The 24,509-nt window shown below is 31.8% G+C and carries 31 protein-coding genes and 3 pseudogenes; 29 read left to right on the top strand and 5 right to left on the bottom strand.

What is annotated here, in order from left to right:
• The first annotated feature begins 14 nt into the window (after positions 1-14).
• The 8 genes from KAR88_RS06025 to KAR88_RS05990 are packed head-to-tail and all read left to right on the top strand — an operon-like array spanning position 15 to position 5,830.
• Positions 15-626: a tetratricopeptide repeat protein gene (locus KAR88_RS06025; RefSeq protein WP_002778147.1), complete on the top strand. Its 612-nt coding sequence runs from the start codon at positions 15-17 to the stop codon at positions 624-626.
• A gap of 14 nt (positions 627-640) precedes the next feature.
• The gene (locus KAR88_RS06020) at positions 641-1,783 is read left to right on the top strand and encodes a pyridoxal phosphate-dependent aminotransferase family protein (protein WP_002778145.1); all 1,143 of its coding nucleotides are present in this window, start codon (positions 641-643) and stop codon (positions 1,781-1,783) included.
• Entirely contained in the window at positions 1,780-2,391 is a 612-nt protein-coding gene (locus KAR88_RS06015) for a pimeloyl-ACP methyl esterase BioG family protein (RefSeq protein WP_002778143.1), read from the top strand. Before KAR88_RS06020 ends, KAR88_RS06015 begins: the two co-directional genes overlap by 4 nt.
• Entirely contained in the window at positions 2,388-3,074 is a 687-nt protein-coding gene (gene bioC / locus KAR88_RS06010; RefSeq protein WP_002778141.1) for a malonyl-ACP O-methyltransferase BioC, read from the top strand. Before KAR88_RS06015 ends, bioC begins: the two co-directional genes overlap by 4 nt.
• A 53-nt stretch (positions 3,075-3,127) precedes the next feature.
• On the top strand, positions 3,128-3,877 hold the full coding sequence (gene modA, locus KAR88_RS06005) for a molybdate ABC transporter substrate-binding protein (RefSeq protein ID WP_002778139.1): 750 nt from the start codon (positions 3,128-3,130) through the stop codon (positions 3,875-3,877).
• The gene (locus KAR88_RS06000; RefSeq protein WP_002778137.1) at positions 3,874-4,275 is read left to right on the top strand and encodes a TOBE domain-containing protein; all 402 of its coding nucleotides are present in this window, start codon (positions 3,874-3,876) and stop codon (positions 4,273-4,275) included. Before modA ends, KAR88_RS06000 begins: the two co-directional genes overlap by 4 nt.
• Positions 4,268-4,936 (top strand): molybdate ABC transporter permease subunit, encoded by a 669-nt coding sequence (gene modB / locus KAR88_RS05995; protein WP_002778136.1) that lies wholly within the window; start codon positions 4,268-4,270, stop codon positions 4,934-4,936. Before KAR88_RS06000 ends, modB begins: the two co-directional genes overlap by 8 nt.
• A 9-nt stretch (positions 4,937-4,945) precedes the next feature.
• On the top strand, positions 4,946-5,830 hold the full coding sequence (locus KAR88_RS05990; protein ID WP_002778133.1) for a sulfate/molybdate ABC transporter ATP-binding protein: 885 nt from the start codon (positions 4,946-4,948) through the stop codon (positions 5,828-5,830).
• Between the two features lie 84 nt (positions 5,831-5,914).
• Here KAR88_RS05990 and KAR88_RS05985 read toward each other — a convergent pair whose 3' ends face one another.
• On the bottom strand, positions 5,915-6,688 hold the full coding sequence (locus tag KAR88_RS05985; RefSeq protein WP_002791310.1) for an OXA-61 family class D beta-lactamase OXA-489: 774 nt from the start codon (positions 6,686-6,688) through the stop codon (positions 5,915-5,917).
• A gap of 219 nt (positions 6,689-6,907) precedes the next feature.
• Between KAR88_RS05985 and panB the strand changes: the two genes are divergently transcribed.
• From panB to panD, 3 genes are read left to right on the top strand one after another with little or no spacing between them, the layout of a single operon-like run.
• Entirely contained in the window at positions 6,908-7,732 is an 825-nt protein-coding gene (panB, locus tag KAR88_RS05980) for a 3-methyl-2-oxobutanoate hydroxymethyltransferase (protein ID WP_002791309.1), read from the top strand.
• A 10-nt stretch (positions 7,733-7,742) separates the two neighbouring features.
• On the top strand, positions 7,743-8,591 hold the full coding sequence (gene panC / locus KAR88_RS05975) for a pantoate--beta-alanine ligase (RefSeq protein WP_002778123.1): 849 nt from the start codon (positions 7,743-7,745) through the stop codon (positions 8,589-8,591).
• Positions 8,588-8,968: an aspartate 1-decarboxylase gene (panD, locus tag KAR88_RS05970; RefSeq protein WP_002810707.1), complete on the top strand. Its 381-nt coding sequence runs from the start codon at positions 8,588-8,590 to the stop codon at positions 8,966-8,968. The genes panC and panD overlap by 4 nt, the downstream gene beginning before the upstream one ends.
• Positions 8,969-9,078: 110 nt before the next feature.
• Here the strand turns inward: panD and KAR88_RS05965 are convergent, their stop codons facing one another.
• From KAR88_RS05965 to surE, 3 genes are read right to left on the bottom strand one after another with little or no spacing between them, the layout of a single operon-like run.
• Complete coding sequence (locus tag KAR88_RS05965) at positions 9,079-9,537, bottom strand: GNAT family N-acetyltransferase (RefSeq protein ID WP_002857453.1); 459 nt, start codon at positions 9,535-9,537, stop codon at positions 9,079-9,081.
• The gene (locus KAR88_RS05960; protein WP_072226882.1) at positions 9,521-10,180 is read right to left on the bottom strand and encodes a ThiF family adenylyltransferase; all 660 of its coding nucleotides are present in this window, start codon (positions 10,178-10,180) and stop codon (positions 9,521-9,523) included. The genes KAR88_RS05965 and KAR88_RS05960 overlap by 17 nt, the downstream gene beginning before the upstream one ends.
• The gene (gene surE / locus KAR88_RS05955; protein ID WP_002781752.1) at positions 10,170-10,946 is read right to left on the bottom strand and encodes a 5'/3'-nucleotidase SurE; all 777 of its coding nucleotides are present in this window, start codon (positions 10,944-10,946) and stop codon (positions 10,170-10,172) included. The genes KAR88_RS05960 and surE overlap by 11 nt, the downstream gene beginning before the upstream one ends.
• Positions 10,947-11,108: 162 nt before the next feature.
• On the opposite strand from surE, the gene KAR88_RS08970 reads away from it, so the two are divergent.
• The 11 genes and pseudogenes from KAR88_RS08970 to cdtC all read left to right on the top strand — a co-directional run bounded on the left by KAR88_RS08970 (position 11,109) and on the right by cdtC (position 16,674).
• The gene (locus KAR88_RS08970; RefSeq protein ID WP_002788014.1) at positions 11,109-11,243 is read left to right on the top strand and encodes a hypothetical protein; all 135 of its coding nucleotides are present in this window, start codon (positions 11,109-11,111) and stop codon (positions 11,241-11,243) included.
• 152 nt (positions 11,244-11,395) lie between these two features.
• Complete coding sequence (locus KAR88_RS05945) at positions 11,396-11,599, top strand: hypothetical protein (RefSeq protein ID WP_209757914.1); 204 nt, start codon at positions 11,396-11,398, stop codon at positions 11,597-11,599.
• 148 nt (positions 11,600-11,747) lie between these two features.
• Positions 11,748-11,915, top strand: a complete 168-nt coding sequence (locus tag KAR88_RS05940) for a hypothetical protein (RefSeq protein ID WP_004284787.1) — start codon at positions 11,748-11,750, stop codon at positions 11,913-11,915.
• A gap of 195 nt (positions 11,916-12,110) precedes the next feature.
• On the top strand, positions 12,111-12,488 hold the full coding sequence (locus KAR88_RS05935) for a hypothetical protein (protein WP_004284785.1): 378 nt from the start codon (positions 12,111-12,113) through the stop codon (positions 12,486-12,488).
• Positions 12,476-13,253 (top strand): annotated as a pseudogene (cdtA, locus tag KAR88_RS05930) (cytolethal distending toxin subunit Cc-CdtA). The gene KAR88_RS05935 and the pseudogene cdtA overlap by 13 nt, the downstream one beginning before the upstream one ends.
• Positions 13,254-13,277: 24 nt before the next feature.
• Positions 13,278-13,487: pseudogene (cdtB, locus tag KAR88_RS05925) on the top strand (cytolethal distending toxin nuclease subunit Cc-CdtB); the annotation flags it as partial.
• Between the two features lie 76 nt (positions 13,488-13,563).
• The gene (locus KAR88_RS05920; protein WP_002846149.1) at positions 13,564-14,196 is read left to right on the top strand and encodes an IS607 family transposase; all 633 of its coding nucleotides are present in this window, start codon (positions 13,564-13,566) and stop codon (positions 14,194-14,196) included.
• A complete protein-coding gene (locus KAR88_RS08880) occupies positions 14,184-14,744 on the top strand; it encodes a Mobile element protein (protein ID WP_225982050.1) in 561 nt (186 codons plus the stop codon). Before KAR88_RS05920 ends, KAR88_RS08880 begins: the two co-directional genes overlap by 13 nt.
• Entirely contained in the window at positions 14,717-15,418 is a 702-nt protein-coding gene (locus KAR88_RS08875) for a transposase (RefSeq protein ID WP_318831458.1), read from the top strand. Before KAR88_RS08880 ends, KAR88_RS08875 begins: the two co-directional genes overlap by 28 nt.
• A 72-nt stretch (positions 15,419-15,490) precedes the next feature.
• Positions 15,491-16,093, top strand: a pseudogene (gene cdtB / locus KAR88_RS05910) (cytolethal distending toxin nuclease subunit Cc-CdtB); the annotation flags it as partial.
• 17 nt (positions 16,094-16,110) lie between these two features.
• Positions 16,111-16,674: a cytolethal distending toxin subunit Cc-CdtC gene (cdtC, locus tag KAR88_RS05905; protein ID WP_032685037.1), complete on the top strand. Its 564-nt coding sequence runs from the start codon at positions 16,111-16,113 to the stop codon at positions 16,672-16,674.
• A gap of 53 nt (positions 16,675-16,727) precedes the next feature.
• Here the strand turns inward: cdtC and zupT are convergent, their stop codons facing one another.
• Entirely contained in the window at positions 16,728-17,603 is an 876-nt protein-coding gene (gene zupT / locus KAR88_RS05900; protein ID WP_002783252.1) for a zinc transporter ZupT, read from the bottom strand.
• 147 nt (positions 17,604-17,750) lie between these two features.
• Here zupT and lpxB point away from each other — a divergent pair, with 147 nt between their 5' ends.
• From lpxB to serB, 7 genes are read left to right on the top strand one after another with little or no spacing between them, the layout of a single operon-like run.
• A complete protein-coding gene (lpxB, locus tag KAR88_RS05895; protein ID WP_002778080.1) occupies positions 17,751-18,842 on the top strand; it encodes a lipid-A-disaccharide synthase in 1,092 nt (363 codons plus the stop codon).
• A 17-nt stretch (positions 18,843-18,859) separates the two neighbouring features.
• The gene (gene greA, locus KAR88_RS05890) at positions 18,860-19,345 is read left to right on the top strand and encodes a transcription elongation factor GreA (RefSeq protein WP_002778078.1); all 486 of its coding nucleotides are present in this window, start codon (positions 18,860-18,862) and stop codon (positions 19,343-19,345) included.
• A 9-nt stretch (positions 19,346-19,354) separates the two neighbouring features.
• Positions 19,355-20,113, top strand: a complete 759-nt coding sequence (locus tag KAR88_RS05885) for a metallophosphoesterase (protein WP_323321445.1) — start codon at positions 19,355-19,357, stop codon at positions 20,111-20,113.
• Complete coding sequence (locus KAR88_RS05880) at positions 20,106-21,062, top strand: chemotaxis protein (protein ID WP_192801264.1); 957 nt, start codon at positions 20,106-20,108, stop codon at positions 21,060-21,062. Before KAR88_RS05885 ends, KAR88_RS05880 begins: the two co-directional genes overlap by 8 nt.
• A gap of 3 nt (positions 21,063-21,065) precedes the next feature.
• Complete coding sequence (locus KAR88_RS05875) at positions 21,066-23,360, top strand: chemotaxis protein CheW (protein WP_072231969.1); 2,295 nt, start codon at positions 21,066-21,068, stop codon at positions 23,358-23,360.
• Between the two features lie 4 nt (positions 23,361-23,364).
• Positions 23,365-23,886, top strand: coding sequence for a chemotaxis protein CheW (locus KAR88_RS05870; protein ID WP_002778071.1), 522 nt, complete (start codon positions 23,365-23,367; stop codon positions 23,884-23,886).
• Positions 23,886-24,509, top strand: a complete 624-nt coding sequence (serB, locus tag KAR88_RS05865; protein ID WP_002778068.1) for a phosphoserine phosphatase SerB — start codon at positions 23,886-23,888, stop codon at positions 24,507-24,509. The genes KAR88_RS05870 and serB overlap by 1 nt, the downstream gene beginning before the upstream one ends.

Below are 24,509 nucleotides of genomic sequence, written 5' to 3'. Positions count from 1 at the left end.
TAATAGGGTAAGCTATGAAAAAAGTATTAATTATCTTGGGATTTATATTTTTAAATTTCGCATGTTCTCAAGAAGATTTAATAGAAAAAGGTGAAAATGCTTATAAAAATAAGGATTATACAAACGCTATAAAATATTTTCAACAAGCTTGTGATTTAAATAATGGAAATGGCTGCAATGAACTTGGTACTATGTATACACTAGTCAAAAAAAACAATTTTAAAGCAATGGAATCATATCAAAAAGCTTGCGATTTGAATTATAAGCAAGGTTGTAGCAACTTAGGATTTATGTATATGCTAGGCATGAGAACTAAAGATGATAAATTTAAAGCGATAGAACTTTATGAAAAAGCATGTAATTTAAACGAAGGAAGCAGTTGCGGTGTTGTCGGTGCCATGTATGCAAATGGTACATATGTAGAAAAAAATGATTTTAAAGCGGTAAAATTTTTAAAAATAGCATGCGATATGGACTACGCAAATAGCTGCGTTAACCTTGGCGGTATGTATGAAAATGGCTATGGTGTTAGAAAAGATATTTCTAAAGCTCTAAAATTTTATGGTAAGGCTTGCGATCTAAAATATGATACAGGTTGTAAAAACTACGCAAGACTTAAAAGATAAATTCGAGTTAAAACATGCAAATCAAACAAATTTTAGATAAATTAAAAGAACAAAACAACCTTAGAAAACTTACAAGCCTCAAACACGAAGGAAATTTTGTTTTTAAAGAGGGCAAAAAGCTTTTAAATTTAGCGGGGAATGATTATTTAAATTTAAGCTCTTGCAAATCTTTAAAAGATGAATTTTTAGACAATATCAAAGAACAAGACTTATTTTTTTCAAGCTCAAGTTCAAGGAGCTTGAGTGGAAATTTTACAATTTATGAAGAATTAGAAAGCTTTTTAAAATCCAAATTTAAAGAAAAAGAAATCTTACATTTTAACAGCGGTTATCATCTTAATATCTCTTGTATAGCTGCACTTGCAAGCATTCCAAACACACTTTTTTTAGCAGATAAATTCATCCATGCAAGTATGATTGATGGACTAAAACTTGGCGGAGCAAAATTTTTTCGCTTTTATCATAACGATATGAATCATTTAGAAAATTTAATTCAAAAACATTATGATCATTATGAAAATATCATCATTTTAAGCGAAGCGTTATTTAGCATGGATGGTGATTTTTCTGATTTTAATACACTCATCGCCTTTAAAGAAAAATACCCTAAAATCAAACTTTATATCGATGAAGCACACAGCGTGGGTTGCTTTGATGAGGAGGGCTTGGGACTTGTTAAAGCTTTAAATTTGGAAGAAAAGGTTGATTTTATAGTTTTTACCTTTGGCAAGGCTCTTGCTTCTATGGGTGCTTGTATGATTTGTAATAATCTTTATAAAAGCTTTTTTATCAACAAGGCTAGAGCTTTTATTTATTCTACAGCATTGCCTCCTATCAATATAGCTTGGACAAAATTTATTTTTGAAAAAATGAGCGAACTAAAAGAAAAAAGAGAAAAACTACAAATCATAGGCAATTTTTTTAAAAATCAACTCATAGAAAAAAGTCATCAAATTTTAGGCGATGCTTACATCATCTCCTTGGTTTTAGGAGAAAATCAAAAGGCTATAGAATTAGCAAAAAAACTTGAAGTAAATGGCATTTTTGCACCCGCTATAAAAGAACCTACTGTGCCTAAAAATACAGCTAGAATTCGTTTTTCTTTGCATGCAGGACTTAGCAAAGAAGACTTAAAGAAAGTGGTAGAACTTTTATGAAAATAAGCAATTTAATTCAAAATGAAAACTCACAAGAACTTATCTTGGTATTTGGTGGTTTTGCTTCACATCCTAGTCATTTTGCACATTTAAAAAGCGATAAAAATGTAGTTTTGGTTTATGATTATGAAAATTTAGACTTTAAATTTGATTTAAACTCTTTTTCTAAAATCACTCTCATAGCTTTTTCTATGGGAGTTTGCGTGGCAAGTAGAGTTTTAAAAAATATAGAGTTTTCGCAAAAAATAGCTATCAATGGTACTCCTTTTGGTATAGATAAATTAAAAGGAATTCATCCTGCAATTTTTGCTAAGCAAATTAAAAAATTTGATCTTACAGCTTTTAAAAAATCTTTATTTAAAGAGCGCGAAAATGAAGCAAAAGATTTTATCTTTAAAGATGAAAAAGATTTAAAAACCGAGCTTGAAAAACTTTTCGAATTTGCCTTAAAAGAGCGTAATGAAAGCTTTATTTGGGATAAAATTTACTCAAGCAATCATGATGAAATTTTTCCTCAAAATGCTTTAAAAAATACTTTTTCAAAGCTTATTTTTTTAGATGAGCCGCATTTTGCTTTTTTTCATTTTAAAACTTGGGATGAAATTTGAATTTTTTAAAAGCAAAAGATTATCAAAAACACGCAAAAGTGCAAGATTTAATGGGCTTAAAACTTTGTGAAATTTTAAAAAATTTAGAAATTTCGCATTTTAAAAAAGTGTTTGAATTTGGTTGTGGCAGGGGCGAATTTAGCGACAAACTTTCAAAAATTATCACTTTTGATGAATATTTAAAAAATGATATTTTGGATTATCCTGATAATCTTAATGTAGAAATTTTTGATATGAATACCCTAGCTACACAGAATTTAAGCAAGCAAAAATTTGATCTTATCACTTCTAATGCAAGTTTGCAATGGCTTGATTTAAAGCAGGTTTTGCCCACGCTAGCAAATATGCTAAATAAAAAAGGAATTTTACTTCTTTCTACTTTTGGAGAAATGAATTTAAAAGAGATCAAACAAAGCACAAGCTTGGGTTTAAAATATTTTAGCACAAAAGAACTTGAACAAATTTTCAAACCCTATTTTTCCGATATTAAAATCACAGAAGAAATTGTAAATTTGGAATTTCAAAACGCTTTAGAAGTTTTTAGACATTTAAAATTAAGCGGAGTAAATTCTTTGGGATTTTATCGCTTAAACAAGCAATTCTTAAAAGAATTTGAAGAAAAATTTCAAAATAAACTCACTTATCATCCTATTTTTATTTTATGCAAAAAAGATACAAAATAAAATTTCTTATGTTATAATACAAAAAATCAAGATTATCGACAAAGGAAAGTGCAATGAAAAAGCTCGTGTTATGTTTTATAGTGTTGTTTTTATCTTTAAATTTAAATGCACAAAATTTAAGTGTTTTCGTAGCTTCTTCGGCTTCAAAAGCTATGGAAGAGGTCAAAAATGAATTTTTAAAATCACACCCTAATGACAATATAGATCTTGTTTTTGGCGCTTCAGGAAAGTATTATCAACTTTTGAAACAAGGGCGGGAATTTGATCTATTTTTTTCAGCCGATACAAAATACGCGCAAGCAATTTATGAGGATCAAAACGCTTTAGATAAACCAAAAGTTTATGTTTTAGGTATCTTAGCCCTATATAGCTTAGATGAAAGCTTACTTGAAGGTGGGATAGAAAAGCTAAAAGATAAAGCAAATAAAATTCATCACCTAAGCCTTGCAAATCCAAAGGTTGCTCCTTATGGAGTAGCTGCTAAAGAAGTGCTTGAAAATTTAAATTTAGACAAACTCTTTGAAGATAAAATTGTTTTAGGTGAAAATATCTCCGTGCCTGTTTTACATGTCGATAGCAATAATGCGGATTTGGGTATTGTGGCTTATTCTCTAGTATCTTCTATCAATCATCCTAAAGGCAAAGCTATTTTAATTGATCAAAAATACTTCACTCCTTTAAAACAAAGCTATGTCATCACAAAATACGCTAAAGATAAAAAATTAGCCTTTGAATTTAGCGATTTTATCAGTTCGCAAAAAGCAAAAGAAATCTTTAAAAAATACGGATTTGACACACCTTGAATATCTTAAATGGTAAGATTATAGAGCTTTTAAATGAGGGTGAGATTGTCATCGTTAAGATCAGTATTAAAGAGCAAATTTTTAAAGTTTTAATGCTTGATCTTCATTCTTTGCAAGATCTTAAAATAGGTACAAAAATTCAAGTACTTTTCAAAGAACACGAACTTGGCTTTACTTTACCCCATTCTATTTTAAGTGTGGAAAATTCATTTCTAGCAAGGATTAAAAGTATCAAAAAAGGCAAAATTCTATATCATATCTTTTTTGATTTTGAGGGTGATGAAATTTCTAGCATTATCACCAAAGAAAAAGCCTTAGAGCTCAAACTTGAAGAAGGACAAGAATGGCTCTGCTTTGTCAAGGAAAATGATATCATTTTAAAGGCTGTTTATGGATAATGATTTTTTACAAACCCTTTATCTTACCTTTAAACTTGCATTTATCACCACCTTTATGCTCTTTTTCATCGGAGTATTTTTAGCCTATCTTTTAAGCTTTGTGAAATTTCCTTTTAAAAGCTTGGTGCAAACCTTTGTAGCTTTGCCCTTGGTTTTGCCTCCAAGTGTTTTGGGTTTTTATTTGCTCATAAGCTTTTCACAAAACAGCTTTTTAGGACAATTTTTAAAAGAATATTTTAACCTTTCTTTGGTTTTTAGCTTTGAAGGTTTGGTATTTGCTTCTTTGATTTTTTCCCTACCCTTTATGGTAAATCCTTTACAAAGCGCTTTTTCATCGATCAATCAAAACCTACTTGATGCTTCTTATACTCTAGGAAAGGGTAAAATTTACACACTTTTTAGAGTAATTTTGCCCAATTCTAAAGTAGGGATTTTTAGCGCTTGTGCGATGAGTTTTGCACACACTATCGGTGAATTTGGAGTGGTGATGATGATAGGTGGACATAAAAAAGGTGAAACTTTGGTCGCAAGTATTGCTATTTATGATGAGCTTGAAGTTTTAAACTATACTTTAGCACATCAATACGCTTTTACTTTATTTGCAATTTCTTTTACCATACTCTTAAGTCTTTATTTTGTAAATAAAAAAATCGCTCTATAGGCCACTTTTATGATAAAAATCGATATAAAACTTCCCATCAACACAGCAAAAGGCAAGAAGCAACTAGAATTAAACACTTGCTTAAAAGCAAATGAAATCACTGCTATTTTTGGGGAAAGCGGTGCGGGAAAAACAACTCTACTTAAAATCATTGCAGGACTTATAAAACCTGAATTTGGACGCATAGAAGTAGGAGATGAGCTTTGGTTTGATACCCAAAAAAATGTCAATTTAGCCATACAAAAAAGAAAAATCGGCTTTGTTTTTCAAGATTACGCTCTTTTTCCAAATATGAGCGTAAAAGAAAACATTTCTTATGCTGCGACTTCAAAACAAAAAGCAGAAGAGCTTTTAAGCTTAATGAATTTGGAAAATTTAGCCAAAATTTATCCCAAAAATTTAAGTGGCGGACAAGCACAAAGAGTGGCTTTAGCAAGGGCTTTAGCAAGAGAGCCACAAATTTTACTTTTAGATGAGCCTTTGAGTGCATTGGACTTTAAAATGCGATCTTTTTTACAAGATGAGCTTGTGAAAATTTTACAACATTTTAAAATCACGACTTTATTAGTAAGTCACGATTTGGCTGAAATTTACAAATTGAGCCATAGAATTTTAGAGCTTAGTGATGGAAAAATCATCAAAGATGCAAGAACAAATGAATTTTTTACCTCATCAAATTTAAGTGCGAAATTGCGCTTGAGCGCGACTTTGCTTGAGATGAAAAAAAGTGATATTTTAGTTATTTTTACTTTGCTTTTAAATCAAGATATCGTTAAAATCACACTTAGCGAAGAGGAATTTTTAAAATCTTATAAAGATGTAAAAATCGGCGATACGCTTTTGCTATCCATAAAAGCCTTTAACCCTATCATCGTAGGAAAACTTGATAAATAAGAGCAAAAATTTAATTTTTTAATGAGTACTTTAAGTGTACGCAAATCATACAATTAAGTATTTTTGCATTTTACGAAATACTCACTAGCCATCATTTTTAACTTTTTTTACAAGTTCATCTAAATATTTTTCTAAAATTTTTTCTCTTTTATATAAATCTTCAAATTTATCAATATCTAAATTTAGCGCGAAAGCCTTATATTTATTTTCATCTTTTAAATACACAAAACCTACAATCCAAGCAATTTTTTGCTCATCATTAAAACCTGTTTTTCCAAAAAGCTCTAAATTTTCCATATTTTTTAAATAAATCATTTCCTTAACACTATTCATTGCTTCTTGAGAAAAAGGTAAGCTATTTTGTGAAAGTCTAAAAAGCAAAATTGCTTGTTCTTTAGCGCTTATTTTTAGTGAGTTGTCAAGCCAAAAAGTATCGATCTTGGAAATTTTAGCATTACCATAATGAAGCTTGTCTAAATATTCTTGCATAGTTTTGATACCAATTCTTCTTGCCACTTCTTTAAAAGCAAGAACATTAGAATATTTTATAGCTGAACTTAAATTCATATCTTGCGCCCAAGAAGATAAAAATACTTTTTCACCTCTATAGTGATAAAAAATTTCTTTTTTAGTTTTTATCACACCACTATCAAGTGCAATTAGAGCATTAAAAATTTTAAAAGTGGAAGCGGGAGAGAAAGTCTCCATAGCCCTTGAAAAGTCGTTACTCGCCCAAGTTTTTCCATCATAAAAAACAAAAGTGCCGCTTGTATTATACTCTTTAAACCAATTATTTAATATCTTATCTTGCCCAAACACTAAATTTAAGAAAAGTAAAAATAAAGTTATTTTTTTCATAAAATATCTTTCTATTTAAATAATTTTAAACAAAATACTTTTTAAAGCTTTATTTTATTTAAATATCCTTTAACATGAACTGAAATTTTCTAAAATTGTAACCATTAAAGCAATCCATCGATTAAATATAACTTACTTTATCATTCATTTACTATTTATGAAAAATTATATGCTAGTTTTTTGCTTATTATTTTATAGCTAAAAATTGAGGTATGCAAAATGAGAAAAAGTATGATTAGTTTTTTGGAAAAAAAGGCCAAAAATGAAAAAATAACCATGGTAAGTGCGTATGATTATCATAGTGCAAGAATTTTAGACAATAGCGATATAGATATTATATTGGTTGGAGATTCATTAGCCATGACGGTACTTGGTATGCAAGATACTTTAAGTGTTACTATGGATGAAATGTTGATTTTTACCAAAGCTGTTTCTCGCGGAGCTAAAAAGTCTTTCGTACTTGCTGATATGCCTTTTATGTCTTATCAAAGTTCAGATCGTGACGCTATCTTAAATGCCTCAAGATTTATCAAAGAAAGCCACGCAAATGGGGTAAAAGTGGAAGGGGGTATAGAAATCGCAAGCAAGATTAAATTGATTTCCCAATCAGGAATACCCGTCGTTGCTCACCTAGGTTTAACCCCACAAGCTGTAAATATGCTAGGTGGCTATAGGGTTCAAGGTAAAGATTTACAATCGGCCCAAAAAATTATAGATGATGCAAAAGCTGTGCAAGATGCGGGTGCTTGTATGTTGGTTTTAGAATGTGTGCCTGTAAAACTAGCACAAAAAATAAGCTCTATTTTAGAAATTCCAACAATCGGCATAGGTTCAGGCAAATACTGCGATGGACAAGTTTTAGTTTATCACGATCTTTTGGGTTTAAATAAAGATTTTAAAGCAAAATTTGTAAAGCATTTTGATAAAATTGATCCTCAAGTAGGAGTTGAAAAATATAGAGATGAAGTTAAAAGCAGTATTTTTCCTTCCCAAGAGCACAGCTTTGATTATTTAGATGATGAATTATTAGATAAATTATACTAAGGATACAAATATGCAAGTCATTACTTCTGTCAAAGAAGCAAAACAAATTGTAAAAGATTGGAAATCACATCAACTTAGTATAGGCTATGTTCCAACCATGGGTTTTTTACACGATGGACATTTAAGTTTAGTCAAACATGCCAAAACACAAGATAAGGTTATAGTAAGTATCTTTGTAAATCCTATGCAATTTGGGCCTAATGAAGATTTTTCTAGTTATCCAAGAGATTTAGAACGCGACATTAAAATGTGTCAAGATAATGGCGTTGATATGGTTTTTATCCCCGATGCAACTCAAATGTATCTTAAGAATTTTAGTACCTATGTAGATATGAATACGATCACTGATAAACTTTGCGGGGCTAAAAGACCGGGGCATTTTAGAGGCGTTTGCACGGTTTTAACTAAATTTTTTAATATCCTAAACCCTGATATAGTCTATATGGGGCAAAAAGACGCGCAACAATGCGTAGTCGTTAGGCATATGGTTGATGATTTAAATTTTGATTTAAAAATTCAAATTTGTCCTATCATTAGAGAAGAAGATGGCTTAGCTAAAAGCTCTAGAAATGTATATCTTAGCAAAGAAGAAAGAAAAGCGTCACTAGCTATATCTCAAAGCATTTTTTTGGCTGAAAAATTAGTCCGAGAGGGAGAAAAAAATACTTCTAAGATCATCCAAGCTATGAAAGATATTTTAGAAAAAGAAAAACTAATCAAAATCGATTATATAGAATTAGTCGATTTTAACACCATGGAAAATATCGAAAATATCACTGATAATGTTTTAGGAGCGGTGGCTGCTTTTGTTGGAAAAACAAGACTCATTGATAATTTTTTAGTACAAGGATTAAAATGAATATCACTTTACTCAAATCAAAAATACATCGCGCAAGCGTAACAGAAGCTAGGCTTGATTATGTAGGAAGTATAAGTATAGATGAAAAATTATTGCAAGCGAGTGGAATTTTAGAATACGAAAAAGTCCAAGTAGTCAATGTCAATAATGGCGCTAGATTTGAAACCTATACCATAGCCACGCAAGAAGAAGGAGTTGTATGCTTAAATGGTGCTGCGGCTCGTCTTGCAGAAGTGGGAGATAAGGTGATCATCATGTCTTATGCTGATTTTAATGAAGAAGAAGCAAAAACATTTAAACCAAAAGTTGTTTTTGTGGATGAAAATAACACTGCTACAAAAATAACAAATTATGAAAAACACGGAGCTATTTTCTAACATCTAGCTATTTTTGTAATTTTTTCTATCTTAGATAAATTCATTTATCTAAGATAAGTAAAAAATGATTTTTATATCTTTTAATCCATTATTTTTGCTTATCTTAACTTCTAGTTTTTATAAACCACATCTTTTTTCATTAAAAATTTTTTTAAATTTTGTCCCTCTTTGATAACCTTGTTTTCCCTTATAAGTTCAAAACCATTTTTTAAGAAAAAATCTTTAGCACTTAAGGATGCGAAAGTGTAAATTTCATTATGCAAATAAGTTTTTAAAATAAAATCAAGTAAATTTTGTGCTAAACCTTGTCTAACAAAATCAGGATGAGTAAAAAGCAAATCAAGCAATTTCTGCTCTTGTTTAACACTTATAAAACTTGCGATTTTTCCTCTTTTTTCATAGACAAAGATCTCATCATATTTAAATTTTTCTTCCCATTGTTGTCTATCAATTTTAATCCAAGCACAAATTTGATCTTTTGTATAATCCTTAGCACAAAGTGTTTTTACGCTTTGCTCAAAAAGCGACAAACAAGCATTTAAATCTTTAATATCAGCTTTTCTTAGCAAGAACTTTTCTTAATGCCAAGCTGGCTAGGGCTAAACCAAAAGATGCAGTCACACCCATAAAAGATCCAAGATCTTTACAATGCGCTTCCTCATCTGAAAATACCACATCAAAATTTCCTTTAAAGCCTGATTTTCTAAGTTCATAACGGAATTTTTTCGCTAAAGCATCTCCGTGGGTTTTAAATATACTTGTAGTTTTTATACGCGTAGGATCAAGCTTTCTAGCCCCACCCGTAGAAGAGATAAAAATTTGACGCTTAAAATCGATCAAATTTGCAAGCGCTACTTTTGCAGGAATATCATCAATTGCATCGATGATTAAATCAAATTCACTTAAATCAAAATTCGCTAAAAATTCATTATCTATTTTACTTACTATACCCTTAGCATTGTAAATTCTAGCAAAAACCTTAGCTTTTTCTTCGCCCAAATTTTCACTATGAATTTGGCGGTTTTGATTGGTGATTTCAAATTTATCCGCATCGATTAAAGTAAGTTTTTGAAAACCGCTACGATAAAGTGCGTCTACACACATCCCACCTACTCCACCAAGTCCGCATACGAGCACCTTGGTTTGTGAAATTTTATTGAAGTTTTCCTCGCTTACTAGCCATTTTATACGCGTAAATCTATCATTCATTATTTGCCTTTAACCATTTTTTAACTTTTTTCATTTTGTCATAAGCACTTAAATCAAGCATTATAGGAGTTATAGTCACATAACCCTTTTTCAATAAAGCTATATCGCTATCTTTCTCATCTTCAAAATCCAAATTTGCTGCTGCTAGCCAATAATACTCCACTCCGCGTGGATTGATATTTGAATGCGCTTCAAAATTATACACTCGCTTACCTGCTTTACAAATTTTAATGCCTTTTATATTGGATTTTGCTGGAAAATTAATGTTTAAAAATTCTTTTTTTCCTAAAGGAAAGCCTTTATCAAAAATATTTTGAACGATTTTTTTAGTAATTTTTAAAGCATTTTTAAAATCAAGCTCTTTTTCACTTTTTTTGTAAAATTGCGAAAGAGCTATGGCTGGAATTCCTTGTAAAACTGCTTCCATAGCACCCGCACAAGTACCTGAATATGTGATATCTTCACCCACATTTGCACCTTTATTAATCCCACTTATCACAAGATCAGGCAAACGCGTTTTATAAAGCGCATGAAGAGCAAGATAAACACAATCTGCAGGGGTTCCATCATCAAGCTTGTAAAATCTTTTTCCTACTTTGATAAAACGCAAGGGTTTTGTAAGGGTTATAGAATGTGAACAAGCTGATTTTTCAGTAGCAGGCGCAACTATGGTAATTTTTGCTTTAAATTCTTTTTTTAACATTTTAATGAGTTTTTTAAGTCCCTCACTTTCAAAACCATCATCATTGGTAATAAGAATTTCTTTCATTGCTCTTCCTTGCAAAAGATAAAATTTGGATTGTAGCATATTTTTGTAATATAAATTTTGATTTTAAAATATTAATTTTAATACTATTTTTAATTATATTTTTATTTAATATTTATTAATATATTTACATAATAAATTACAAAAAAGGGAGGCGGAGCATGCATGTTTGATTTTTTCAAACCTAAGGCAAAAGCTATTAAATTTCCTAAAGAGGAAATTTTACCTAGATATTACAAAATGAGAACTTGGAGTTTAAGTGGGGTTTTTATAGGATATATGGGATATTATCTTGTGTGAAATAATATCACTCTTTCAACTCCATTTATACAAAATCAACTTAATCTCAGTAAATCAGACATCGGAACAATCACAGGCTCAATGCTTATAACTTACGGGATTAGCAAAGGTGAAATGAGCGTTATAAGCGATAAAGCTGATCCTAAAAATACATGGCTTTAGGTCTTATTTTATGTGCTCTTGTAAATGTTTTACTTGGTTTTTCAAATTCTTTTTACGCTTATGTAGGTTTTGTTATCGCGCTTGGGGTTTTTCAAGGTATGGGGGTAGGTCCTTCTTTTATCACTCTTGCAAACTGGTATCCTAAAAAGAACGGGGAATTTATACAGCTATTTGGAATATCTCGCACAATTTAGGAGGAGGTATAATCGCTCCTATAGTGTCGCTTTCTGGATTTGCTTTAGCAGCATTTTTAGGCGTAAGCTTGGCAGATTTTATGAAACACATTAGCATATCAATCATTTTTATGTTCCTGCTTTTTGTGCTGTGCTTATTAGCCTTTATGTGTTTTATGCAGTCAAAGGAAGTCCTAAAAATGAAGGTTTGGTTGATATTACTGAAATCAATGAAATGCGAGGGATTAAAACAGAAGAAATCAAAGCTATAGAAACTCCAAATTTAAGCAGTTTTGAAATTTTTTATCATTATGTACTTAAAAACAAAAATGCTTAGTATGTGGCTTGGATGGATACTTTTGTTTATATGGTGCGTTTTAGGCTTATTTCTTGGCTTCCTATTTACTTGCTAGAAACAAAAGGCTTTAATAAAGAACAAATGGGTATTGCCTTTTGGCTTTTTGAATAGGCTGCTATACCTTCTACTTTACTTGCAGGATATATTTCAGATAAAATTTTTAAAGGCTATAGAATGCCTCCTGCTATAGGTGCTATGGTGATTATTTTCTTTATGATTATTGGATATTTTACTTCAAATAATCTTTATATGGTTACTTTCTTTGCAGCTATGGCGGGGTGTTTGGTCTATATACCACAATTTTTAGCAAGTGTACAAACTATGGAAGTCGTTCCTGCTTTTGCAGTAGGATCTTGTGTAGGACTTCGTGGTTTTATGAGTTATGTAGTCGGCACTTCACTTGGAACAAAAGCTATAGGCTGGGCTGTGGATTACTATGGTAGTTGGAATGCTGGACTTATAATGCTTCTAAGCGCTTGTATACTTTGTATACTTTGCTCTATCTTGTGTCATTTTGGTGCTAAGAAAAAAGAGGATATATGCAAAAAATAAAATTAAGCCTAATGTTTTTGATTGTAACAATCATTTTTTTCAGCTTGTTCTTCAAAAGAACAACAAATCAATCATTTAGGAAGATCTTATGGTAAATTTAACGATAACGATCCTTTAAAACTTGGTTCAAAACCTACACCCCCTGTCAAACAAAAAACACCAAGCTTGGTAGAAGGTAAAAAATTTCCCGCCATACCACTTGTCCCACCTGTAATCACTCCTAATACCTTTAAAGGAGATAATGCCGTCAAAGGTCCATTGCCAAGGCTAAAATCTCCAAACGAATTTGCTTCAAATGCTTTATACGAAAACACAGGTATGGTAAGTGATTTTGTCACTATTATGAATCCTAATGGAGCATCTTTAACAATCTGGGCTTTAAATCCTGGCAATTGGATATGGGGATATAGTTTATTTGCTAGTAGACCTTTTGGAGATGCAAGAGCTTGGCAGCTTATTGAATTTCCAAACAATACAGTAATGATTAAAAATGCAAAAACATTTACTTGCTTAAACGCCTATAGAAATGGCATCGTTCATTATCCTTGTGATCAAACAAATTTTGCGCAGTTTTGGAGACTTTATCCGATGACTAATGGAGCTTATCAAATTCAAAATTTTGCCACCCAACAATGTATACAAACACCTGTTTCAAATGTAATGGAAGAATTTAATTTGAGCTTTTATAATATTTATTTAACCGATTGTTTGAAAGAAAAAGAAAAGAATTTGGATAGACAGTGGTATATAGGCGCTCCTATTTAATTTTTTCGCTATGAAAGGAAGATAATGAAAAAAATAGTATTTTTGATTTTAAGTTTTAATGTATTATTTGCCGCTTTAGAAAATTACAACACCGGAACTTGGAATTTGCAAGGCTCATCAGCTGCAACTGAAAGCAAATGGAATGTTAGTATAAGACAACTCATAACCGGTGCAAATCCTATGGATGTTTTAGCTGTTCAAGAAGCGGGGGTTTTACCTAGTACAGCCATAATAAACAAATCAATTTAATATATTTTAAAGAATATAATTTATATAAATTATTGAAATTTTATTTCAAAAGCAAATAAGAATGAAATCAAATGAAGTTTTAAAAATTCTAAAAATTAGTAGAGTAACACTTTGGAAATATGTTAAAAGCGGTAAAATAAGAGTAACAAAAGAGCCAAATGGTTATTACAAGTATAACGATGAAGATGTTTATAAAATAGCTGGTATTGAAGATAATAGACTAAATGTAATCTATGCAAGAGTAAGCACAAATAAACAAAAGCAAGACCTACAAAACCAAATTGACAACAACATAGCTTATTTAAACTCTAAAGGCATAAAAGTAGATAAAATCTACAGCGACATAAAAAGTGGTATGAGCCTAGATAGAAAAGGCTTTATGGATTTATTAAGCGATGTTATGGATTATAAAATAAAAGTTGTTTATGTATCTTATAAAGATAGACTTGCTAGACTTAGCTATGAGCTTGTAACAAAGCTATTTAATGATTATGGCACTAAGATTGAGATTATCAATAATTGCGAGAGCAAAAGCTTAGAGCAAGAATTATTTGAAGATATAATGCAAACAATCCACGCTTTTTCAATGAAAATGTATTCTAAGCGTAGAATTGCTAAAAAGTTACTCATTGAGAGTAAAATTAACAAAGACGAAGTTAATAGGATTTGCGGAGATGATGAGTGCAACGAGTAGAAAGACACATTATTAAACCAAACGATAAACGCTTTAATAGTATAAAAGAGATTTGCCATAAATCTAAAAATCTCTATAACTATGTTAATTACATTATTAGACAAGATTTTATTGCAAATAAATCTATTCCAAAAGAGTATGATTTAACAACAAAATTAGCTAAAGAAAAACAAGCCGATTATATTTCTTTACCAGCACAAAGTAGCCAACAAACAATAAAACTCTTATACAAAAACTACAAGAGCTTTTTTAAGGCTTTAAAATCTTATCAAAAGGATAAAAGCAAATTTACAAGTAATCCAAAACTACCAAAATATAAAGCTAAAAATGGAGTAAGCATTGTTGTTTTTACAAATCAACAAGCTAAAATCAAACAAGGCAAATCACTAAATAAAATTCATTTTCCAAAAAGCACAAATTTAAAACCATTCATCACAAAAATAGACAATCAAACTTCTACACTAAAGCAAGTTAGATTCATTCCAAAATCTACTTGTTTTATTGTGGAAGTTGTTTATGAGTGCTTAGAGCTAAGGCTACAAATTTAATTGAAAATAGCTTTTTAAGCATTGATTTAGGACTTAATAACTTTGTAACTTCAATAGATAATCAAAGCAAACAGCCTTTTATTATCAACGGCAGAGCGATTAAAAGCGTCAATCAATTTTTCAACAAATTAAGAGCTAAATACACACAAACGCTAAAACTCTCAAATAACAAATTTCACTCAAAAAAACTAGCAAATCCAGCTTTAAAAAGAGATTGCAAGATAAATGATTTTATGCATAAATCAAGCGATTTCATTATAAAGCATTGTGTAGAGCATAAAATCGCTAATATCGTAATTGGCAAGAATAAAGAATGGAAACAAGAGATGAATTTAGGTAAAAAAACAAATCAAAACTTTGTTTCAATTCCTTATAACTCTTTTATTGAAAAAATGGCATATAAATGTGAAAACTATGGCATAAAACTTCATTTAACCGAAGAGAGCCATACTAGCAAATGCGACCATTTAGCCAATGAGCCTTTGGGGCATAGAGAGAATTACTTAGGCAAACGCGTTAAGCGTGGATTATTTAAATCAAGCACTGGCAAATTCATAAATGCGGATTTAAATGGTGCAATAGGTATTGCTAGAAAAGTATTCCCTAATGCAGTGCAAACTCTAAGGGATAGCGGAACAGCGTTCGTTCCAATAAAAATTTCAATAGGTTTTTAACCTATGAAAAAGTTTATGAAAGAAAACTATTTAAATTCTAATATAAAATTAAATAGATTTAATGGTTTTTTGAGCGTGATGACTCCTAGACAGGTACAACCCGTGGGCGTGGGTATTCCTATACATGAATACATATGGAATTTAGGCTCTGTATCAAGACCTAGCTCTGTTTATATATATTATTCTAGAGTGGATGTAGGAGCAAATCGTGTGAATTTAGCTATCGTTAGCAGAGTGCAAGCGGATGAAGTTTTTGTTTTACCCCCTCCAACAGTTGCTTCAAGACCTATTATAGGCATACGCATAGGCAATGATCCTTTTTTCAATATACACACTCTAGCAAGTGGGGGAAATGACGCAGGAGCCATTGTCGCTGCTGTGGATATGTTTTTTAGAAATAGACCTGATATTAATTGGATGATTTTAGGCGATTTTAATAGAGAATCAGGCGCCTTAGTAACCTTGCTAGATCCTGACTTAAGAGCGCGCACTCGCGTAGTTGTTCCGCCTTCTTCTACGCAAACAAGTGGAAGAACGATTGATTATGCTATCACTGGAAATTCCAACACTGCAGCTTTATACAACCCACCACCGATAGTTGCGATTTTAGCTTTAGCAGGATTAAGAACCTTTTTGGCTTCAGATCATTTTCCTGTAAATTTTAGAAGACCTTAGGAGCTTAATATGAAAAAATTTTTATTTTATTTTTTGCCCTTTTGAGCTTTTTGAAAGCAGAGCCTAGCTTGGATGAATTAGCAGACTTTACTCCTATGTTTGCTATAAGATCTTTAGAAACAGGAATTTCTTTAAGTCCTTTTAGAAAAACTTCAAAAAGGTTAGAAGATCAAAATTGGTTTTTAAAAGAGATTGTAGCAAATGATGAGCTAAAAGCTAGGGATATGCACGCAAAAGATTTGCCTTTTGGCTATGTTCAGTTTATAAGCCCTAGGGGCGATGATATATGCCTAGCTGTTTTAAGTGAAAAAAGTTTTGGCACCAAATCTTGCAAACAAGATTTGCAAGATGGAACAATGCAGACTATTTTTTCTATCATACCAATGACAAATGGTTCTATACAAATTAGATCTTTAACCAATGGTGGCAATCAATGCATGAGCACTTTTCCTGACTCTAGTATCGCCATAGAAAATCGCTTTGGTTTAGGAGAATACCTTTTGGATCGTTCTATCGTAACTGTATTAAGCAAACTTTTCTTTTTCTCCCCTGCTATAATCGAAGCAAGCGCAATTTACTAACACTTTTCTAACAAAACCAAGCTTTCATGGCTTGGTTTATAACTTGATTTAACTCAAGGATTTAACAAAATCAAACTCACCGCCATTACCGCCATTCCTAAAACAAGTCCATAAAGGCTATCGTGGGCTTTATCATAAGTCTTTGCCGCAGGCAATAACTCATCAAAAGAGATAAACACCATGATCCCAGCCACTACAGCAAAGGTGATGGCTAAAGTAAGCTCATTCATGATAGGCAAGATCAAAAACGCTCCCACAATCGCTCCCATAGGCTCGGCTACACCCGAAAGTGCAGAGTAAATAAAGGCTTTTTTCTTATCCTTTGTAGCATGATAAATCGGTAAAGAAACTGCCATTCCTTCAGGGATATTGTGTATAGCTACAGCCACAGCGATAGCCACACCAAAGCTAAGATTATCAAGGCTTGAGATAAAAGTCGCAAAACCCTCAGGAAAATTATGTATCGCTATGGCAAGTGCAGTAAATATCCCTGTTCTTTTCAATGCCTTTACATTGATCTTTTTTAAAGGTTCACCTGCATGAAAAGCGGGTGCTTTTTCATTTTTTTGAGGCAAGGGGCAAATTTTAAGCTCACTTAGATCTTCTTTAGGATCGTGAGGGTTGACATCTTCTGGGATAAATTTATCGATGATGGCTGATAAAAAAATTCCACCGAAAAAACACAAAAGTGCTAAAAGTTCTCCATAGTTTGAATTATAGTATTTTTTAAAATCTGTAAAAGCAGAGGGTAAAATTTCCATAAAAGAGATATATATCATCACTCCAGCAGAAAAACCAAGGCCAAAAGAAAGAATTCTAAGATTGTCATTTCTGCTAAAAAATGCTATCACAGAACCAATAGCGGTTGAAAGTCCGGCAAGGATGGTCAAAGCCATCGCTACTAAAATTTGTTCTAATGTAAATTCCATAAAAAGCATTATAGCAAAAATCAGTAAATAAATTTTATTTAATAATAATTTTTATTAATTATTATTAAACTTAAAACAATAAAAACTAACAAATGCTAAGAAAAATTTAGATATTATTTTACTTTAAAAATTGTATAGAGAGTGAAAATGAAAAATCTTTTAGTATGCGCCTTAGAACCTTCGGCAAACCTACATTTAAAAGAAGTTTTAAAAGCTTATAAAGAAGAATTTGGCGAATTTAAACTTGATGGAATTTATGATGAAAATTTATGCAAAGAATTTGCCCTAAATTCTACGCCACTTTATAGCTCGCATGAATTTAGTGCCATGGGTTTTGTAGAAATTTTACCTTTGATTTTTAAAGCAAAAAAAGCAATTAAAGAATTGGTAAATTTGACTTTAAATCAAACAATAGACGCGGTTTTATGTATTGACTCTCCCGCTTTTAATATCCCTTTTGCTAAAGCTTTAAAAAAAGCAAATTCAAAAACAAAAAGAATTTATTATATCTTGCCTCAAGTTTGGGCTTGGAAAAAAGGGCGCATTCCTATTATAGAAAGCCATTTTGATGTTTTAGCCTCTATCTTGCCTTTTGATGAGCAATTTTTTAGTAAAAGCATATATGTAGGACATCCTCTTTTGGATGAAATTAAAGATTTTAAAAATGAAAACGATATTAAAATTTTACTTAGCAAAAACGAAAGTGAAAAGACTATAGCGTTTTTACCAGGCTCAAGACGCAGTGAAATCAAGCGTTTAATGCCTGTTTTTAGAGAATTATCACGCAAATTTGAAGGAGAAAAAATCCTTTGTGTGCCACCTTTTAATCTCGAAAGATTAGAAATTTATGGCGATGTAAAGGATTTTAAAATACAAAGCAATACACCCCAAGTGCTTAAAAAAGCTGATTTTGCTTTTATTTGTAGTGGAACTGCTACCCTAGAAGCAGCTTTGGTAGGAACTCCTTTTGTGCTTGCTTATAAAGCAAAGACTATTGATATATTTATCGCAAGACTTTTTGTAAAATTAAAACACATTGGGCTTGCAAATATTTTTTGTGATTTTGCTGGAAAAGAAGCTTTAAATCCTGAATTTTTACAAGATGAAGTCAATGTTTTAAACCTTTATGAAGCTTATAATAAATATGATTATAAGGCATTTTTTGATAAAGTACATTTTCTAAAAGAATATTTAAAATTTGGAAGTGCGAAAAATCTCGCTAAAATATTAAATCAATAATAATTAAGGATATATAAATGCAAAAAGAACCGATGAGCCAATTTGGCTATGATAAATTAAGCGCTGAATTAAAAGATTTAAAAGATAACCAACGCCCTGCTGTTGTGATAGAAATCGACACCGCAAGAAGTCATGGGGATTTAAAAGAAAATGCAGAATACCATGCCGCAAGAGAAAAACAAGCCTTGATAGAAAGTCGTATCGCAGAACTTAGCGATTTAATCGCAAGAGCACAGATCATCGATCCTTCAAGCTATGAACATGATAGCGTTAAATTTGGATCTTCTGTGGTGATTATGGATTTAGATACTGAAAAAGAAAGCAAATATACCCTAGTAGGTATTTGTGAGGGAAATTTGGATAAGGGTTATATTTCTATTGCTTCACCTATTGCAAAGGCTATGCTTGGTAAAAAAGAGGGAGATGAATTTAAAGTGCGTTTACCAAAAGGAGAAAGCGAATTTGAAATTATCTCTATCAACTATGAACCTTTAAAATTTTAAGGATAGAAAATTTTACTACAAAATGGAGCGATTTTAATCGCAGATGCTCATGAAAATGATAAAAGAAGAGGCTTTTGGGAATTTTTACAAGCTTTAAAAAGGAGTGAAATTACCACACCTCAACTCATTTTAATGGGAGATATTTTTGACTTACTTATAGGTGAAATCTCTGCTACGCATGAATTTGCGAAACCCTATATTAAACTTCTTGAAGAACTCGCTTTAAAAATGGAAATTATTTATCTTGAAGGAAATCATGATTTTAATCTCGCTCGTTTTTTTCAAAGGGTTAAAATTTTTAATCTACAAGAACAACCCTTAAAACTTAATTTACATACAAGTAAAGGTAAAAATACCGATTTTAAAAATTCTTTTATCACTCTAGCTCATGGGGATATTTTTTTATCTCCACCTTTACAATTTGCTCTTAAAAGCTTGAGAAATCATTACTTGCTAGTATTTTTAAATTTTTTAAATCAAATAAGTTTCAATTCTATCTCAAATAAAATTCTTAAAAATCAAAATAAAAAAAATCTTTTTTATAAAATTGAAAATTTTAAAAATTTAGCCAAAGAAAGATATAAAAAATATGAAAATTTAGGCTTTTGGGTATGTGAAGGGCATTATCATCAAAATTTAATATTAGATGAAAAAGATGTTAAATATTTCAACTTAGCTAGTTTTGCATATGAGAGAAGTTTTTTTGTAGTAGAATGCTGTCAAGAAATCAAATTTCGAGAACAGAAATTGAGGGGTCAAAATGTTTGATGAAAATATCGTGAAAACGGGTTCAAATGAAATGGAGCTTGTCGATTTCCGTATCTTTAAGCAAGGACACGATAAAGTCTATGAGGGAATTTATGGGGTAAATGTCTCTAAGGTTAGAGAAATTATCAAAATTCCAAGCCTCACAGAACTTCCTGGTGTGCCTGATTATATCGAAGGAATTTTCGATCTTCGAGGCGTAGTTATACCGGTAATAAATCTTGCTAAATGGATGCAAATCACAGAGCCAGAAAGCACTATGCTAAAACCTAGAGTTATTATCACTGAATTTAGTAATATTCTTATAGGCTTTATAGTACATGAAGCTAAAAGAATTCGCCGTATCAATTGGAAAGATATAGAACCAGCTACTTTCTCTACAGGTTCAGGTGCCTTAGATAAAGGAAAAATTACAGGTGTCACTCGTATAGAAAATGATGAAGTTCTTTTGATACTTGATTTGGAAAGTGTTGTTGAAGATTTAGGAATTTACTCTCCTAAAACCGATATAGATTTTAGTAAAATTGAAAAATTCAGCGGATCAGCACTTATTTTAGATGATAGTATGACAGCTAGAAAACGCGTTAAAGAAATGATGCAACAAATGGGCTTCCAAATAATTGAAGCTAAAGACGGAGTTGAAGGCTTAAATAAACTTGAAGAACTCAGTCAAGTTTATGGAGAAAACTTAAGCTCTGTATTAAAAATTATCGTAAGTGATGTTGAAATGCCTCAAATGGATGGATTTCATTTTGCTGCACGCATCAAAGAAGATGCAAGATTTAAAGATATTCCTATAGTCTTTAACTCATCTTTATCTAACGAATTTATGAATGAAAAAGGTGTTCATGAAGCCGGTGGCGAAAGCTATTTGGTTAAATTTAATGCAAGTGATTTCTTCAATGAAATTGCTAAAGTCATCAAAAAACACCAATCTCAAGAACAGGGGTAAAATATGGAAGATATGCAAGAAATACTTGAAGACTTTTTGGTTGAAGCTTTTGAGCTAGTTGAGCAAATCGACCATGATTTAGTGGAGCTTGAAACAAATCCAGAAGACTTAGAATTATTAAACAGAATTTTCCGTGTAGCACACACTGTAAAAGGCTCTTCAAGCTTTTTAAATTTTGATGTTTTAACAAAATTAACACATCATATGGAAGATGTTTTAAACAAAGCAAGACATGGAGAATTAAAAATCACTCCAGATATTATGGATGTTGTTTTAGAATCCATCGATAGAATGAAAACCTTACTTAACTCTATACGCGATAACGGCAATGATACAGCTATAGGAATGGATATAGAACCAATTTGTGCAAGATTAACAGCTATATCAGAAGGAGAATCTCCAAATGGCGTTGAAAATGAAACTCCTGTAGAAGCTCCTCAAAAGGAAGAACCAGCTCCTACACCAGAACCTGAAGTAGATGTTAATCAATTAAGCGATTCTGAAGTTGAAGCCGAAATAGAAAGATTACTAAAGGCTAGGAAAGCAGAAGATCAAGCACGTCGTGCTCAGAAAAAGCAAAATACTGCAGCTTCTACAACTTCTAAACCAGCAGCAAGCACACCAAAAGCTGAAAATATGGAGAAAAAAGTTCCTGCTAGTGGAGGCGGTGGAGGCGGTATGGATCAAACCATACGCGTTGAAGTAAAAAGATTAGATCACTTAATGAATCTAATTGGGGAGCTTGTTTTAGGCAAAAACCGTTTGCTTAAAATTTACGATGATGTTGAAGAGCGTTATGAAGGAGAAAAATTCCTTGAAGAACTTAATCAGGTTGTAAGTCAATTAAGTATTATTACAACTGATGTTCAGCTTGCTGTGATGAAAACAAGAATGCAACCTATAGCAAAAGTTTTCAATAAATTCCCAAGAGTTGTTCGTGATTTAAGTCGTGAATTAGGAAAGCAAATAGAACTTGAAATTACAGGTGAAGAAACTGAACTTGATAAATCTATCGTAGAGGAAATTGGCGATCCTATCATGCATATGATTAGAAATTCATGTGATCATGGTGTTGAGGATCCAGCAACTCGTGCAGCGAATGGAAAACCTGAAAAAGGTATAGTCCAACTTAAAGCTTACAATGAAGGAAACCATATAGTTGTAGAAATTACCGATGATGGTAAGGGACTTGATGCAAATAGCCTAAAAGCTAAAGCTATAGAAAAGAATTTGATTACCGAAAGAGAAGCAGATCAAATGACAGACAAAGAAGCTTTTGCTTTGATTTTCAAGCCTGGTTTTTCAACTGCGACTAAAGTAACAAATGTTTCAGGTCGTGGCGTAGGAATGGATGTTGTTAAAACCAACATCGAAAAACTTAATGGGGTAATTGAAATTGATAGTGAGTTAGGTAAAGGAAGTTCGTTTAAACTTAAAATTCCTCTTACCTTGGCAATCATTCAATCTTTACTTGTAGGAACTCAAGAGGAATTCTATGCAATTCCACTTGCAAGCGTTCTTGAAACAGTTAGAGTGCCAATTGATGATATTTACACTATTGAAGGCAAAAATGTATTGCGCCTTAGAGATGAAGTACTTTCTCTTGTAAGACTTTCTGATGTCTTTGGAGTTAAACAAGTGCTTGAAAGCGGTGATCAAACTTATGTCGTTGTTATAGGGGTAGCAGAAAGCAAGCTTGGTATTATAGTAGATACTCTTGTAGGACAAGAAGAAATAGTTATTAAATCTATGGGCGATTATTTACAAAACATCCAAGGTATAGCAGGTGCTACTATCCGTGGTGACGGTAGAGTAACACTTATCATAGATGTAGGCGCTATGATGGATATGGCAAAAGAAATAAAAGTTGACATCAAAGCTCAGATTGAATCAAGTGCTAAAAAACCAAAAGAAAAACCAAGTGATTACAAGGTCTTAATCGTTGATGATTCTAAAATGGATAGAACTTTAATGCAAAAAGCTTTAGAACCGCTAGGAGTTAGTCTTATTGAAGCTACCAATGGCGTTGAAGCATTAAATATTATAAAATCGGGCGATCATGATATTGATGCGATATTAATTGATATCGAGATGCCAAGAATGGATGGTTATACCTTAGCGGGTGAAATTAGAAAATATTCTAAATATCGCAATTTACCGCTCATTGCAGTTACTTCAAGAACAAGTAAAACTGACCGTTTAAGAGGTGTTGAAGTAGGTATGACGGAATACATTACCAAACCTTATTCTCCAGAATATTTGGAAAATGTGGTTAGAAAAAATTTGAAACTAGGATAAGAATATGAGTAATGAAAAATTAGAGCAAATATTGCAAAAACAGCAAACTCAGATAGCTGGTCCTGTTGGTGATCAAAAAGAAGATGATATCATACAACTTGTAGGTTTTGTCGTAGGAGATGAGGAATATGCTATTCCAATTCTTAACATACAAGAAATCATCAAACCTATAGAATATACAAGGGTTCCAAGCGTTCCTGATTATGTTTTGGGTGTATTTAATATGCGTGGAAATGTTATGCCATTAATTGATTTGGCACAGCGTTTTAATCTAGGAAGTTCTAAAATGACTCCTCAAACTCGTTATATTGTTTTAAGAGGCGAATCCAATGGAAGTGGTGTTGGAGGAAATGCGGGCTTTGTAATAGATAGACTAACCGAGGCTATCAAAATTCATAGAAACCGTATCGATCCGCCACCTGAAACTTTGGTAAAAGATAAGGGTATGATCTATGGTATAGGCAAAAGAGATGAAAATATCCTTACCATACTTAAAGTTGAAGCCTTACTTAAGCGTGAATTTTAATGATAAAACTTTGTGTTTTTGATTTTGATTCCACTTTGATGGATGGAGAAACTATTGATATATTAGCTAAGGCTTACGACAAAGAAAAAGAAGTGGTGGATATCACTCATCGCGCTATGGCGGGTGAACTTGATTTTTTTGAAAGTCTGCAAGAGCGTGTCAGTTTTCTAAAGGGAATGCCTTATGATCTTGTTCTTAAAATAGGACAAGATCTTCCATTGATGAATGGAGCTTATGAGCTTATTGAATTTTTAAATTCTAAAAATATTTTTGTTGTTATTTTTAGTGGGGGTTTTCATGAAGGTATTGATCCTGCTATGAAAAAACTAAAAGTAAATTTAGGCTTTGCAAATTATCTACATCATAAAAATAATACTTTATCAGGACTAGTGGGCGGAGAAATGATGTTTTCAAATTCAAAGGGTTTAATGCTGCAACGCCTCAAGAACTTTTTAAATTTGCAAACTCATGAAGTCATGTGTGTGGGCGATGGAGCAAACGATATCGCTATGTTTAATGAAAGCGGTTTAAAAGTCGCATTTTGTGCTAAAGAAATTTTGCGATCAAAAGCAGATATTTGCGTAGACAATAAAGACTTGAAAGAAATAATAAAGGTAATATAA

This window comes from Campylobacter sp. JH23, from assembly GCF_017846595.1.
Taxonomy (GTDB): domain Bacteria; phylum Campylobacterota; class Campylobacteria; order Campylobacterales; family Campylobacteraceae; genus Campylobacter_D; species Campylobacter_D coli.
Note: the sequence above shows the minus strand (reverse complement) of the source record. Positions and strands in the feature narration are given on the sequence as shown.

Coding starts and splice junctions, on each gene's coding strand:
- panB (WP_002791309.1), top strand. CDS start 6,908: ATGAGAAAAAGTATGATTAGTTTTTTGGAAAAAAAGGCCAAAAATGAA.
- KAR88_RS05880 (WP_192801264.1), top strand. CDS start 20,106: ATGTTTGATGAAAATATCGTGAAAACGGGTTCAAATGAAATGGAGCTT.
- KAR88_RS06020 (WP_002778145.1), top strand. CDS start 641: ATGCAAATCAAACAAATTTTAGATAAATTAAAAGAACAAAACAACCTT.
- KAR88_RS05875 (WP_072231969.1), top strand. CDS start 21,066: ATGGAAGATATGCAAGAAATACTTGAAGACTTTTTGGTTGAAGCTTTT.
- modB (WP_002778136.1), top strand. CDS start 4,268: ATGGATAATGATTTTTTACAAACCCTTTATCTTACCTTTAAACTTGCA.
- KAR88_RS05985 (WP_002791310.1), bottom strand. CDS start 6,688: ATGAAAAAAATAACTTTATTTTTACTTTTCTTAAATTTAGTGTTTGGG.
- KAR88_RS06015 (WP_002778143.1), top strand. CDS start 1,780: ATGAAAATAAGCAATTTAATTCAAAATGAAAACTCACAAGAACTTATC.
- greA (WP_002778078.1), top strand. CDS start 18,860: ATGCAAAAAGAACCGATGAGCCAATTTGGCTATGATAAATTAAGCGCT.
- serB (WP_002778068.1), top strand. CDS start 23,886: ATGATAAAACTTTGTGTTTTTGATTTTGATTCCACTTTGATGGATGGA.
- modA (WP_002778139.1), top strand. CDS start 3,128: ATGAAAAAGCTCGTGTTATGTTTTATAGTGTTGTTTTTATCTTTAAAT.
- KAR88_RS05935 (WP_004284785.1), top strand. CDS start 12,111: ATGCCTCCTGCTATAGGTGCTATGGTGATTATTTTCTTTATGATTATT.
- KAR88_RS05920 (WP_002846149.1), top strand. CDS start 13,564: ATGAAATCAAATGAAGTTTTAAAAATTCTAAAAATTAGTAGAGTAACA.
- KAR88_RS08970 (WP_002788014.1), top strand. CDS start 11,109: ATGTTTGATTTTTTCAAACCTAAGGCAAAAGCTATTAAATTTCCTAAA.
- panC (WP_002778123.1), top strand. CDS start 7,743: ATGCAAGTCATTACTTCTGTCAAAGAAGCAAAACAAATTGTAAAAGAT.
- panD (WP_002810707.1), top strand. CDS start 8,588: ATGAATATCACTTTACTCAAATCAAAAATACATCGCGCAAGCGTAACA.
- KAR88_RS05990 (WP_002778133.1), top strand. CDS start 4,946: ATGATAAAAATCGATATAAAACTTCCCATCAACACAGCAAAAGGCAAG.
- KAR88_RS05870 (WP_002778071.1), top strand. CDS start 23,365: ATGAGTAATGAAAAATTAGAGCAAATATTGCAAAAACAGCAAACTCAG.
- surE (WP_002781752.1), bottom strand. CDS start 10,946: ATGAAAGAAATTCTTATTACCAATGATGATGGTTTTGAAAGTGAGGGA.
- KAR88_RS05945 (WP_209757914.1), top strand. CDS start 11,396: ATGGCTTTAGGTCTTATTTTATGTGCTCTTGTAAATGTTTTACTTGGT.
- lpxB (WP_002778080.1), top strand. CDS start 17,751: ATGAAAAATCTTTTAGTATGCGCCTTAGAACCTTCGGCAAACCTACAT.
- zupT (WP_002783252.1), bottom strand. CDS start 17,603: ATGGAATTTACATTAGAACAAATTTTAGTAGCGATGGCTTTGACCATC.
- KAR88_RS06025 (WP_002778147.1), top strand. CDS start 15: ATGAAAAAAGTATTAATTATCTTGGGATTTATATTTTTAAATTTCGCA.